This window comes from Hydrotalea lipotrueae, assembly GCF_019249625.1.
In the GTDB taxonomy this organism is placed as follows: Bacteria; Bacteroidota; Bacteroidia; order Chitinophagales; family Chitinophagaceae; genus Hydrotalea; species Hydrotalea flava.
This window is the reverse complement of the sequence record NZ_JAESDL010000017.1, coordinates 67,369-81,902: the sequence shown is the minus strand read 5'-3', so window position 1 is coordinate 81,902 and position 14,534 is coordinate 67,369. Positions and strand designations below refer to the sequence as shown.

The window sequence follows — 14,534 nt, the reverse complement described above, 5'->3', positions numbered from 1 at the left end:
GGTGTTTGGAGCAGTAGTAATACTTCAGTAGCAACGATTGATAACAGTGGGAAAATCACCGCCATTGCAGCAGGCACAACTACTATCACTTATACCGTTACCAATGGCAGTGGCTGTACAACGAGTGTGAGTGCACCTGTTACAATTATTGGAATTCAAAAAGCATCCATACAATTAAAAGATACAGGTAGCACATGTTTGCCATACACTCTTACTTTAATCAATAAAACAGTACCTTCTTCAAAAACAGTATGGTACTTTAGTGATGGAACTTCGTTGTCTGGTGACAGTGTTCGTTATGCTTTTAAAAACAATGGACAGTATGCTGTAAAATTAATTACCCAAACAGCACGAGGTTGTACCTATGCTGATAGCATGCCTTTATCTGTTCATGTTCCTGAAAGAACAGTTTCATTTAATAGCGGCTATACCTGTATCAACAACAATGTTACTTTTAATGCCCATATTTTATCCGACGATTCTGTTCGATGGAATTTTGGGGATGGTAGAATCTTAACTACTACGCAAACAAGCATACAACATCATTACATAAAAGGGGGTACATATATTCCTTCTGCGCAGTTAATAGCAGCAACAGGGTGTGAAATGCCGTTATCTGTAAATGATACCATAAAAGTAGACGAATTAAAAGCAAACTTTCATTTAACTGCTCTATATAAATGTGGTAAAACCACTTATCAGTTTATGGATTCTAGTCATACACTTTTTGGTATTCAGGAATGGAATTGGAAATCTGATGAGGATATAGTCGAAACACATTCTTCATTTTCCCAAAATTACACAACAGAAGGTAACAGACACATTACTTTGGTAGTAAAAGGAAAATCTGGTTGTAGTGATACTGCTAAAGCCTCCTTTAAAGTAAAAATATATCAGTATCCAAAAGTAAGCATACAATCTATGCAGGAAGTTTGTCGTACTGCTTTAGTTAGTTTTAATGGAATCGCAATTTCACAAGATTCAATTGTTCATCGTCAATGGGATATGGGTAATGGTAACATTTCAAATGATTCGGTTAGAGAAATAAGGTATAATAATGCAGGTGATTATGTTGTGAAATATACTGTTAGTACCGTAAACCAATGTTTGGATTCAGCAATTAAACAAATTACGGTGCATGCCTTGCCAAAAGTAGCTGCTATGGCGCCACAAAGAATTTGTAAAGGTGATTCTATTCAATTGAATGTTAATGGTGCTGAACGTTACATTTGGAAAGATCAGAAGAATAATATTATATGCGAAAATTGCGCTACACCCATTGTTAAGCCTGATGCCAATACACAATATTATGTGGTAGGTTATAATGAATTTGGATGCAGCCAAATGAGTGCTACCAATATAACTGTAGTACAGCCGTTTAAATTATTGGTATCTCCCAATGATACCATTTGTGCCGGACAACAAAAGCAGATTATAGCCATAGGTGCCAATAATTATCAGTGGGTAGCACCCGATGGAAGTAGTTTGGGAACTAGTTCTTCTATGTATGTGAGTCCGATTACTACTACTACTTATTCTGTAATAGCAAAAGACAGTTACAACTGTTTTACAGATACCGGTAAAGTGAGTATTATTGTAGGAAATCCAACACAAATTACTGTTGGCAAAGACACCATTTTACAGGCGGGTGATACCTATAATTTCAGAGCTGTGGCCGAAAAACAAGATATTAAGCAATGGGCATGGAGCGGTGCCAACAATTTATCTTGTTACAATTGTCAGGAACCACAGGCCAAAATTTCTGATGATGCCTGTATTAGTTGTGTGGCTACCAACGTATATGGTTGTCAGAGTGCCGATACAGTATGTTTAAAAACATTTTGCCCCACTGCTGAAGTGTATATTCCAAATGTATTTACACCCGATGGAGATGGTATTAACGATTTACTGATTGTACAGGGTAAAGGCATAAAAGTAATTAAACACTTTATGATATTCAATCGTTGGGGTGAGTTGCTGTTTGAAAGAAGCAACTTTATGCCGGGCGATCCTGCTTATGCATGGGATGGTAAAATTCATGGCAAACCCGCAACGCCCGATGTTTTCGTATATGTATGTGAAGTTTTATGTGAAAAAGGATTACCAAATGTATATAAAGGAAATGTTGCCATATTAAAATAAAAAATATAATAAAATGAGCGGATTTGGTTAATTATTTCAGGAAGACTTTAAAAAGTCTTTTATAAAAATCCAAAAAATATGAAAAAACGCTACTCACCCTTCATCTGCTGCATATTTTTTCTCTTGTCCGGGCAATTTGTTTTTGGACAGGATCTTACTTTTTCTCAGTTCTACGAGCAGCCCTTGCTAAGAAATCCTGCATTGGCCGGGGTATTTACCGGTGATTTACGAGTGTCTACTGTGTATCGTGACCAATGGGCCAGTGTAACGGTACCCTTTAGAACAGAAGCTATGAGTGTGGAATATAAAATGCCCATGCAAGGCAATAACGACGTGTTAACATTGGGTTCTCAAATGACCTTAGATCAGGCCGGTGATATTCAGTTAAAACGCACACAGTTTTTGCCGGTAGTAAATTATAGCAAGTCGTTGAGTGATGATAAAGACACTTATTTATCTATTGCATTTATGGGTGGTCCTGTTTACAGCCAATTTGATCCTACACTAATTAAAACCGGCGATCAATACCTGGGTGGTTCTTATAATTCCAGTAATCCAACCTCACAAATGTTTACCAATACTGGATACAATTACTGGGATCTGGCTACAGGTGTAAGTTTCAGCAGCAGCTATGGAGAAAATGGCCGTTTTTATATTGGGGCGGGCTATGCACATTTTAATAAACCGGTGATACATTCTGTTACGGGGACTGTAGAAAATTTCCTGTATCCCAAACTTACTTTTAATGTTGGGGTCAATTCACCGGTTACCGACAGAAACCGCATTATTGCTTTTGCCGATTATTTTACACAAAATGGCTATCGGCAATTATTGGGGGGTATTTTATATGGGTTTGATGTTCAAAAATTTTATAATGAAGATCCATATACCATTTATTTTGGTAGTTTTTTGCGTTGGGGAGATGCGTTTGTACCAGTAGTGAAAATGGATTTTAAACACATGAGTGTGGGGTTAAGTTATGATGTAAATGTTTCTAAGTTAAAAACCGTATCGAATTATCGGGGTGGATTTGAGTTAACTGCATCTTATCATGGTTTTCTCAAAATTAGAAACAGTACCTTAGATAAGTTAAGGTGTACGAGGTTTTAATTGCAATGGCAGTGCATTTTCACATTTATATTGGGTATATACTTTTAAATCCTGCTTTTTGCAGGTTTTTTTATGCAATTATTGGCAAAATATTGCATTTTAAAAACGGATGAAATCGTTAAAATTTTTACATTGAATGTAAAATTAAAACAGTAAGTCATCCTTTGATACTAAAAATAATTAAAATTTTTTTTGGAATGTTAAATTTTTATTAATAACATTGTTTCATTAACCAAAATTAAAATCCTGCATACATGAGAAAAGTTTATTTCCTGTTACTATGCTTGTGCTTAATAGTAAGCCAGGTATTTGCACAAAACCGCACTATAACCGGCAAGGTTACGGATGAAAAAGGAGAACCGTTGGTAGGTGTTTCCATCAATGCATTAGGCGGCGATAAAAAGGTGGTTGGTACTGCAGTTACCAATGCCGCCGGTATCTATTCTATTAATGTTTCAGAAAAAGTGAAAGGGCTTCAGTTTAGCCATGTCGGTTTAGATGAACAATATATTCCTGTAGGTAACAAGGGTATTATTAACCTATCATTATCTGCCTCCAGTAAAGATTTATCAGAAGTGGTTGTAACCGGTTATGGTCTTCAGAAAAAGAGTAATTCTTCCGCTGCAATAGTGAAAGTAGGTGGCGAACAATTGGCTGATAAGCCTTATGGGTCAATTGACCAAATGTTGCAAGGCGCTGCTGCCGGGGTACAGTCGGTAGCTACTACAGGCCAACCGGGTGCCAACCAACAAATAAGAATCAGGGGGGTAGGATCTTTTTCGTTAAGTGCATCACAACCCTTGTATGTAATTGATGGTGTTGTTATGAATGGTGGTGATTTATCGAATGGTAACGGAGGTGGGTTTAACATCAATCCCAGTACTAATGTTTTAGCTACCATTAATGCCGATGATATAGAGAGTATCTCTATTTTAAAAGATGCAGCAGCTACATCCATTTATGGTTCAAGAGGTGGAAATGGTGTAATTATTATTACTACCAAGAGCGGTAAAATGGGTAAAACACAATTTAACCTAAGTGCAGAATTAGGCAACAATAATGTAATTGCACCACCGGCTGCCGGAAGAGCATTACAGGCAGCAGACTGGTTTACTTTGTTGCAGGAAGGGCTGGTTAATAATAATGCAAGCCAAACTACTATTAATAATACTTTAGCATCGTATGGTTATGGCAATGGTGTAGATATTCATTGGTTTGATTTGGTAACCCAAACAGGTATTCAAAATCAATATAATTTAAGTGCTTCAGGTGGTGATGGTAAAACCAGGTATTTTATTTCAGGTGGTTATTTTAAACAACAGGGTACTACCATTGGTGCAGATTTAACCCGATATACAGGTAATATTAAAATAACCCATGCGGCAACCGACCGATTAAGTTTTACAACAAAAGTAACGGTAGGTAATGTGGTTCAAAATTCAGTATTGGCTTCAAGCGGTATTTCCGGAGGAGGTGGTTATTTTGGAAATCCCGGATATGTATCATTGGTATTAAGGCCAACGCAAAATCCATTTAATCCGGATGGAACTTTAAATATTTCCGGAAATAATTTCGGCTTTCCTGCCCACTATAATCCATTATACATTGCCGCCAATGATAAACGCTGGTTAAAGGCATTAAGTATTTTTGGAACAGAAACTGTAGAATATAAAATATGGAAATCACTGAAATTTACCAGTAATCTGGGATTGCAGTTTAATGGTAACGAAGAGTATCAATTTAATAACCAGTTTCATGGAGATGGTTCAGGTACTGCAGGCTATGCATTATCATTGTATACGCGAAATTTTTTATGGAATTGGTATAACCAGTTAGATTATCATTTTGATTTTAATAAGGATAAGAAATTTTATGCAGATATAAAAGTAGGTTATGAAGCTACACGCAATGCGTATTTGCAGCAACAGGGTTCTGCTCAGAGTTTTCCGCCTAAATTAGATTTGTATTCTTCTCAAAATGCAGCAACCTCTACGCTGGGTATTCAGGTATCATCCGATTATGCATTCACCGGGGCTTATTCTACTGCCAATATCAGTTATGATGACCGTTACTCTTTATATGGTAGTTTTAGGAGAGATGGTTCATCCCGGTTTGGTAGTAGCAACCCTTATGGTAATTTTTATTCAATAGGATTTGCCTGGAATGTGGTGAATGAAAATTTTATGAAAAATATTCCCGCTATTACTAATCTTAAATTAAGGGCATCTTATGGCACCAATGGTAATGCTGAAATAGGCAACTACCAATGGCGACCGTCCTTTGGTTTTGGTTACAATTATAATGGTGTTGCCGGTGGTACTTTTAATAATATTGGAAACATTAATTTAACCTGGGAACAAAACAAACAATTTGATATAGGATTTGATTTGAGTTTGTTTAAAAACAGAGTAAACATTACTGCTGATTATTATAATCGAAAAACAGATGGTTCTTTATTGAGTCAGCAAATTTCCAGAACAACCGGTTTTACCGGAGTAATCAGCAACTTGGGTAGCATGGAAAATAAAGGAATAGAATTTTCCATATCTGTGATACCCATTCAAACGAAAGATTTTACCTGGCAGGTAAATTTCAATTATGCGCATAATAAAAATGCAGTAACCAATTTGCCTACAGGAGATCAGTTCAATCCGCAAAGCAGTGCATTCCTAATGCGAGCAGGCCAGCCTTTCTACTCGTTTTATACCAGAGGATGGGCAGGTGTAGACCCTAATAATGGAAATCCGCTTTGGTATACTGACAGTACCAAATCTGCTACTACTTCAACCTTTGCTTCTGCCAAATTATATTTAGTAGGTAAATCTGCCTCACCAACCGATTTTGGGGGTTTGGGCAATACCTTTACTTATAAGAATTTTTCTTTTGGTATTGATTTTTATTACAACTACGGAAATTATATTGTAGATAACTATGCACGTTTCTTTACGGATGGTAGTTTTCCTACCCGCGGCAAATATGCATTTATGATGAACCGCTGGCAGAAAAAAGGTGATATTACCAATGTGCCTAAATATATTTATGGAGACTCCAGAAATGGCGCAAGTGGTTCAGACCGTATTATCTATAAAGGTGATTATATACGCTTGAGAAATGTTCAATTAGGTTATCGATTAACAGATAAAAATGTATTATCAAAATTACATTTATCTGCACTCGCATTTTATGTTCGCGGAAGCAATTTGTGGACAAAAGTTTATGATAATAATTTAACCAGCGATCCGGAGCAGGGTGTGCAAGGATTTAACAACCAAGCCGTTGCACCTTCCAGATCATTAACCGTTGGATTAAACGTAACATTTTAAATTCATTACTTAATAAAATTTCTGATAATGAAACATTTAAAAATATACAATCATTTAAGTAAGCTTACTTTATTGGGGCTGATTTTATTTTTATCTGCCTGCCAAAAAAGTTTTTTAGATCTAAAACCTTACAATGCATCTGTTTTGAGCGATGCAATTAAATCTGAGGCCGATTTAAATGCGGCAGTCAATGGCTTATATGCCTCATTGCGGGCAACTGATTTTTATGGCAGAACCTTTGCCGTAAAAGGAGATTTAATGGCCGACCATGCTTTCCAATCCAGTCAAAATTCTGGTCGTTATACCGGTTTTAATTTGTACAATATGGTGGTTACCGATGGTTATGCCAGCAATATTTGGTTCAATGCATATCAGGCCATCAAAAATGCAAATTTGATCATCAATTCCGGACTGGCTATAACCAATGACAATATCAGTCAATTATTCTCTGAAGCATATGCCATTAGAGGTATGGTATATTTTGATTTATGTAGAAATTATGCTTTGCCTTATGCTAAAGATCCCAATGGCCCGGGTGTACCTATTGTATTAACATTCAATCAAAATGCAAAACCTGCCCGTAATACCATTAAAGAAGTGTATGCACAGGCATTGACCGATTTAAATAAAGCTTATTCTCTTGCAAAATTTAATCAGGGTGGTACCATGACATTTCTCAGTACCGGCCAAACCAGAAGTGTCAATTCTTCTTTCTGCTCTAAATATGCCATTTCAGGTTTATTGGCAAAAGTTTATCAGCACATGGGCGATTGGACCAATGCTAAAAATGCCGCTTTAGATGTGGTAAATAATGGAGGCTTTACCTTAACTCCAAGTACAGGCCTTGTAAATTACTGGAAAGGAACTACTCCAAGAACTGACAGGGTAGAAACCATGTTTGAAGTAACTTCTGACGCCAACAATAGTGTTTCAGATGGTACATTGGCGAACCTCTATGTACCCAAACCAATTGGAAGCTATGGTGATATTTTGGCAACACAAGATTTCTACAATTCGTATACTTTAACCGATGCCAGACGGCAATTGTATAATCCAAGTACCCGTTCCGGTCAATTGGGTATTGCCTATTATATAACCAAATACCCTATTGATCCGATTAATTATGATGATGTAAAAATTGTACGTTATGCAGAAGTTTTACTGATTTTGTCGGAAGCTTATTACAATTTAAACGATCCCATTAATGCACTGAAATACTTGAACATGGTAGCGATGCAACGAGATCCTGCTTTTACAGGTTATACCTCTTCCGGCCCGCAGGTGTTAGAAGATATTTTAACTGAACGGGGTAAAGAATTAGCATGGGAAGGTTACCGTTTTTGGGATTTTTACCGGTTGCAGCGTTCTTTTGTAAAACCACAGGCGCAGGATGCCACTAATGCCATTATACAAAGCTTAAATGTTACACCTGCAACCTTAAATATCATCTTTCCCATACCAAAGGATGAGGTATTAGTGAATCCCAATATTGTTCAGAATAACGGGTATTAATATTTTTTTTAATTAATTTTTAAAAAGGCTAAATTAAAATTTGGCCTTTTTTAATTATAAATTATCTTAAACTTAAATCCAAGAATATTTTTTTTAAAAAAAAGATAATTTCACATTGTTGTCCGACTAAAGTTGTAAAATAATGGTTTAACCCCCTTACAGAACCATATTTCAGTCGATTTCAAAAGATGATGGGGTGCTCCCTCCAACTTTGAAATAATCATTTTTTAGCCTGTAATTCTTTACAGCAAAAGATTACAGCGATTTTTAAGTTAAGTTTTGTCGAACAATAGTGATAATTTTTATTTTTTTGCAACTTTTTATAGAAAATTTATGTCTTTAATGTTTTGATAACTTATATTTGAAATCCTTTTTTAACTTTTTTTAAAACTAAAACACAGAGAATTATGAGAAAACTGCTATTGCTTCTCGTGTGTGCATTGTTGACTGTGGGTCAATTGTGGGCACAAAATCGTACCATAAAAGGTACGGTTCTGGATGAAAACGGCAAACCCGTTGAAAAAGCATCCATTTTGGCAAAAGGAACGAAAATTGGGACGAGTACAGAAAGTGATGGAACGTTTTCATTAGCAGTTCCTGCTAATGTTAAGGCTTTAATTATTACTTCTTTAAACTTTGCCAGAAAAGAGGTAAATATTGAAGGGGCCACTTTAATTAACGTAAAATTAGAACCATCTAATTCAAAATTAGATGAAGTAGTTGTTGTAGCTTATGGTACTCAAAAACGAAAAGAACTTACAGGTTCTGTTGCTACCATTTCAGGTTCATCGATACAAGATCTACCTGTTGCAGGCCCGGATCAGGCAATTCAGGGTCAGGCATCTGGTGTTCAAGTAAGTTCACAATCAGGTACTCCCGGTGGTGGAATTTCTATTAGAATTAGAGGAGTTTCTTCACTGAGTGCCGGAAATCAACCACTGTGGGTGGTTGATGGTGTACCGGTTATAACGAACAATTTACAAACAATCGGTGTTGGTGGTCAGGGTTTAAATCCTCTATCTGATTTAAATCCAGATGATATTCAATCTATTGAAATTTTAAAAGATGCTGCCGCGGCTTCTTTATATGGCTCAAGAGCTAATAATGGCGTTGTATTGGTTACTACTAAACGTGGCGCTAATCAAAAAACTAAAATAAGTTTTAGCTCTCAGAACGGTATTCAATCTGTTTGGAGAAAAATTCAGCCACTCACAGGTCCACAATATATTGGCTTGGTTCGTGAGGAAGTGTTTAATAGATATGGTAATTTAATTCCAAATCCATTCCCAAATTTAGATGCTTTAGTAAATGCGTTATTTGGGAGTGGAAATGGATTATTAATTGCAGATAGTGCTAAAGGTGTAAGTACCAATTGGCAAGATTTAGTGTTTAGAAATGCACCTATTCAAAATTATGAACTTAGTGCTTCCGGTGGAAATGAAAAAACTAAGTTTTATTTTTCTGGCGGATATTTAAACCAGCAAGGAACTTTAATTGGTTCAGGATATGAGCGCTATAATTTGAGAATGAATTTAGAGAACAAAATCTCCAATAATTTTACAATTGGAGGGGTAATTGCATTATCTAGATCTCAAAATAACAGACTGGTGAATGATAACAGTATTTATGGCGTACTTTCAACTGCAGTTTTGCTAGGTTCTAATACACCAGCATACAATGCGGATGGTAGTTATGGTCGTGATAGAAATTCAAGTATAGATAATCCCTTGGCAGTTGCTTACGAACCTACCATAAAAGCAATCACAAACACCTTGAATGCAAATACCTATGGAGAGTGGAAAATTAAACCCTGGTTAACATTTAAAAGCACCTTTGGTGTAAATTCAGTAAACTTAAGAGAATCCAGGTTTTATCCCACCACCACTAATTCCGGACGAGGCACCAATGGAAATGGTTATCAGGCTAATACAAACTATTATACATTATTGTGGAATGATGTATTAACTTTCAGGAAAAAAATAGATCGGGCAGGAAACCATGAATTGTCAGCCTTAATTGGTAATGAAGTACAAACATTCAATTACGAAACAATCAATGCTTCTGCCACAAATTTTCCCGGAAATACAATAACCCAGTTAGATGCAGGTGCAGTTAAATCTGGCGCAGGTTCTAGTGCTACAAGTAACGCTTTAGTAAGTTTTTTTAGCAAAGCTGATTATTCTTTCAAAGGAAAATATTTATTAGGTGCAAGTTTTAGGCGAGATGGATCCTCTAATTTTGGAGCCAATAACCGTTATGGTAATTTTTATTCAATTTCCGGTGGATGGAATATCAGTGAAGAAAAGTTTCTTCAGAATAATCGAATTATCTCTAATTTGAAATTAAGAGGCAGTTATGGTACCACAGGTAATAGAAATTTTGGAGACTTTGCAGCTTTAGCCTTAGTTTCTCCCGGATTTAATATTAATCAGTTACCTGGTTTGGCACCCAGACAATTGGGAAATCCGAGTTTAAGTTGGGAAAATCGTAAAGCTGCTGATATAGGTTTAGAATTGGGTTTGTTTAATAGGGTCAATATTACAGTAGATGTATACAAGAATATTACAGACGATTTATTATTTAACTTACCATTGCCTCTTAATTCGGGATTTACCAGTATTGCCTCAAATATTGGACAAATTACAAACAAGGGCATAGAACTTTCTTTAAATGCTAATGTAGTAAAAATAAATAATTTTAGTTGGGACTTTAATGCAAATATTACCTGGAACAATAATCGTGTTACCAAATTAAGTGGGCAGCCATTTGCTGCTGGTTTTGCTAGTTGGGTTCAGGAAGGATATGCATTAGGTTCTTTTAGAGGGTATATTGTAGATAAAGTATTTCAATCTAAATCTGAGATTTCAAGTGCCCCTTTTCAAAGTTCACTTACCTCTCCCGGCGATTTAAAGTTTAAAAGTTTAACAGGGGGATCTGCTATAACCGGTGCAGATCAAACTATACTCGGAAATGCACAACCATTATATTTTGGAGGATTTAGTAATATTTTCAAATATAAAAATTTTGAATTTTCAGTTTTTGCTCAATATCAGGTGGGCAATCTAATTTATAACAATACACGTGCATTTGCTGAAGGAATGAATAGTATATTTGGCCAATTTGCAACTACCTTAAATAGGTGGACTCCCTCCAATCCAACAACTGACATCAGGTATCCCAGAGCGGTTTTTGGTGATCCTAATAATAATAGAAGAACTTCTACCAGATTTTTGGAAGATGGTTCATACTTAAGATTAAAAACTGTAACAATTGCTTATTATTTACCTCAAAGTATTTTGAGAAGATTGACTATATCCTCTATGCGGTTTTATATTCAGGGACAGAATTTAGCAACTTTTACGAAGTATAGCGGATTTGATCCTGAAATTAACACTTTTGGTGAGACCACTACGGCCGCTGGAACAGATTTTTTAACTGTGCCTCAGGCTCGAACTGTGTCAATAGGATTAAATGTTACCTTTTAATTTATTCAAATAAAAATGTATGAAAAAAATATTTGTTATTTTGTTTATATTTGGTACTATTTTTACGAGTTGTACCAAAGTAATTACAAACCAAACCCCACAAAATGATATAGAAGCATCCAGGCTTAATGATCCTGCGAGTATTCGTGCTGCTTTACTTGGTGCTTATAGTGCATCTTTAAGTGGTAATTATATGGGATTACGTTACTTTATTTTTGCAGATATGTATGCAGATAATATAACGCATGTTGGTACGTTTCCAAGTTTTGCACAGATATTTAACAAATCAATTACTCCGGATAATGTAGAAATTACAAATATGTGGACGCAAATATATTCTGGAATAAATAGGTGTAATACTGTTATAGCTGCTGCAACAGCAAATACTGCAACCACTTTTACAGATAAAAATCAAGTTATTGCAGAAGCTAAAGTTTTGCGAGCATACCACTACTTTAATTTGTTACGTTATTGGGGGGGCAATGAAAATGGTTATAATCAGGGGCCAGATGCAAATGGGAAATCCTGGGGAGTTCCATTAAGAATAAATCCAACTTTAACCGGAAGTGATGCAACTCCAATAGCAAGGTCCTCAGAGGATGATGTGTGGAAACAAATTTTAGCTGATTTAGACCCTACTCAGGTTATAGCCAACTTGGCAGTAACCAATTCTGCCAATAGCAGTTATAACTGGCGAATTGATCAAAAATCAGGAAATGCTTTATTGTCCAGAGTTGCATTATACAGAGGAGATTGGGCAAATGCAGAAGCAAAAGCAACTGCAGTTATTTCTGTAGCAGGTCAGTCATTATTGTCTAATTATGCATCCTTATATGGCAATATTGGTCCTAAACAAGAGGTTATTTGGACACTTCCATATGACCCAACAAATCAAAATTCAGTTGCTTTCTTCTATTTTACAACTGGTTATGGTGGTAGAAATGAAATTTCTGCCAGCACAGGCTTAAATAATGCGCATGAAATTGGTGATTTAAGAAAGGGCGTAAATTACACAACCGCTGCAAGTGCTGCTATTGCTCCTCCAGCTAAAACGCTTAAATATACACGTGTTTCGACTGGTGATGATTTTATTCCTCAAATTAGATTAGCCGAAATCTATTTAATTCGCGCCGAGGCAAGAGCGCAGCAAGGTAACCTTATTGGAGCTGCCAGCGATTTAAATGTTGTTAGAAATCGTGCTGGTTTACCAAATACTTTGGCTGTTACACAGAGTGATCTTTTAACTGCAATTTTAAATGAACGAAGAGTTGAATTAGCACATGAAGGGCATCGTTTTTTTGATTTAAGAAGATACAAACAATTAGGTATTATTGGAATTAATACTTCCGATCCTAATAGTGCTTTTAAATGTAGATTCCCAATTCCTTTACAAGAAATTTTGAATAGTGGTTCCATAATGGTTCAAAACCCAGGTTATTAATTTGGTTTTTAATTTAATAAAAACAGGCTGCTCCATTATGGGTATGGGTACAGCCTGTTTTTTATTGTATACTTCCTTTTTCTCTATTCTTTAAAAATTTGCCCCATTAATTTGTAAAGGTGCATTAGCTAATTTAAGCAATCTAAAAAAGCACTAAAAAGAGGTTGTATCAAAAGTGATATGCAGCCTCTTTTTTCAGTAAAAGGGGATGGAGAAAAATTTTGTTTATGCAAAATCTCAGCTCTTTCATTTTGCTTTTGATACATCCTCTAATGAATATTAGTGCAACCTATTTTAAGAATCTACCTGTTTTTACAATAAGCTGCTTTACAATCATTTTTCTATTTTAACACTTCCGCTAACTTATCCTGCAACGCAGCTCCCCTTAATTCAACGCCAATTATAATACCCTGTGGGTTAACCAATACATTAAATGGTATACCCGTTATTTTATATGAATCAACCACACTACTTTGCCATTGTTTTAAATCGCTTACATGGGTCCAGGTAAGTTTATCCTGATGGATGGCTTTTAACCAGGCTGCTTTGTCATTGTCTAATGATACGCCTAAAACAGTAAAATTTTTATCTTTATACTTGTTAAAAGCAGCAACTACATTGGGATTTTCCTGACGACAGGGGCTGCACCAACTGGCCCAAAAATCTACTAATACATACTTACCTTTAAAACTACTCAATGATACCATTTTACCCGAAGTATCGGCTAATGTAAAATCGGGTGCCGGTTTGTTCATGAGTGCAATTTTTGGATCGGTTGCCATTTGGCCATTGATGATTTCCTGTAAACGCAATAAGCCCGCATTGTCTTTAAATTTTGCTGCAGATGCATCTGTTAATTGTTTGATTGCATCGGGTTGCATGGTTTTAAATGCTTTACCAATTACATAATAGGTGAGAGCCGGACTATTGGATGTTTTGATGGTTTGCTCTAAAAACCCATTAAAATTTTTCAATAAGGTTTCTTTGCGCAAATTAACTGCTGCCAATAATGCACTGTCGGCATGGGGTGTATTTTGTAAAGAATCTGCCTGCAGATAGGCATCGGCCAAAGGCCCAAATTTTGTACTATACTGTTCTAAAAACTGATGTAATGCAGTAGATGCAGCAGAACCATTGGTAGTATAAGCCTTGTAATTATGTGCATCCATTACTACTTTAATATCTTTACTATCATTAATAAATAAAACCTGTGGCCCATTTTCTATTGCCAATAAATAAAGGCCTTCAGTGGTGGCAGTTCCTCTTAATTCAAAATTTCCGTTCGAAGTTAATGTAGTTGAATCAACTGCTACGGGTTGTTGTGCACCAAAGGGCAATGCTTCTAATAAAATTTTATTGGAGGGTGCATTTTCAATTTTCCCACTTATAATAAAAGCTCCGTATTTTTTTTGCTGACAGGCTAATAGTGTAAAAACCAGTACAATACCTAATACAAATTGTTTCATATATTTTGCTTTGTTTTTAAATAAACGCTTTGTTTTGAAATTCTAATTGAATATG

General features: G+C 35.8%; 7 protein-coding genes. 6 read left to right on the top strand and 1 reads right to left on the bottom strand.

What is annotated here, in order from left to right; all coding sequences use genetic code 11:
* The 6 genes from JK139_RS10885 to JK139_RS10860 form a co-directional block, all read left to right on the top strand.
* Window positions 1–2,142, top strand: a 2,142-nt coding sequence (locus tag JK139_RS10885) for a PKD domain-containing protein (protein ID WP_218331291.1), incomplete at its 5' end; no start/stop codon positions are given.
* A 78-nt stretch (window positions 2,143–2,220) separates the two neighbouring features.
* Window positions 2,221–3,252, top strand: a complete 1,032-nt coding sequence (locus JK139_RS10880; RefSeq protein WP_218331290.1) for a PorP/SprF family type IX secretion system membrane protein — start codon at window positions 2,221–2,223, stop codon at window positions 3,250–3,252.
* A gap of 254 nt (window positions 3,253–3,506) precedes the next feature.
* Window positions 3,507–6,575, top strand: a complete 3,069-nt coding sequence (locus JK139_RS10875; protein WP_218331289.1) for a SusC/RagA family TonB-linked outer membrane protein — start codon at window positions 3,507–3,509, stop codon at window positions 6,573–6,575.
* Between the two features lie 27 nt (window positions 6,576–6,602).
* A complete protein-coding gene (locus JK139_RS10870; RefSeq protein ID WP_218331288.1) occupies window positions 6,603–8,087 on the top strand; it encodes a RagB/SusD family nutrient uptake outer membrane protein in 1,485 nt (494 codons plus the stop codon).
* A gap of 407 nt (window positions 8,088–8,494) precedes the next feature.
* The gene (locus JK139_RS10865) at window positions 8,495–11,572 is read left to right on the top strand and encodes a SusC/RagA family TonB-linked outer membrane protein (protein ID WP_218331287.1); all 3,078 of its coding nucleotides are present in this window, start codon (window positions 8,495–8,497) and stop codon (window positions 11,570–11,572) included.
* Between the two features lie 19 nt (window positions 11,573–11,591).
* Entirely contained in the window at window positions 11,592–13,013 is a 1,422-nt protein-coding gene (locus tag JK139_RS10860) for a RagB/SusD family nutrient uptake outer membrane protein (RefSeq protein ID WP_218331286.1), read from the top strand.
* 341 nt (window positions 13,014–13,354) lie between these two features.
* Here JK139_RS10860 and JK139_RS10855 read toward each other — a convergent pair whose 3' ends face one another.
* Entirely contained in the window at window positions 13,355–14,479 is a 1,125-nt protein-coding gene (locus tag JK139_RS10855) for a TlpA disulfide reductase family protein (RefSeq protein WP_218331285.1), read from the bottom strand.
* Window positions 14,480–14,534: the final 55 nt, after the last annotated feature.

Excerpts from the sequence above, each read along its gene's own strand:
- JK139_RS10880 (WP_218331290.1), top strand. The coding sequence starts at position 2,221 with ATGAAAAAACGCTACTCACCCTTCATCTGCTGCATATTTTTTCTCTTG.
- JK139_RS10875 (WP_218331289.1), top strand. The coding sequence starts at position 3,507 with ATGAGAAAAGTTTATTTCCTGTTACTATGCTTGTGCTTAATAGTAAGC.
- JK139_RS10870 (WP_218331288.1), top strand. The coding sequence starts at position 6,603 with ATGAAACATTTAAAAATATACAATCATTTAAGTAAGCTTACTTTATTG.
- JK139_RS10865 (WP_218331287.1), top strand. The coding sequence starts at position 8,495 with ATGAGAAAACTGCTATTGCTTCTCGTGTGTGCATTGTTGACTGTGGGT.
- JK139_RS10860 (WP_218331286.1), top strand. The coding sequence starts at position 11,592 with ATGAAAAAAATATTTGTTATTTTGTTTATATTTGGTACTATTTTTACG.
- JK139_RS10855 (WP_218331285.1), bottom strand. The coding sequence starts at position 14,479 with ATGAAACAATTTGTATTAGGTATTGTACTGGTTTTTACACTATTAGCC.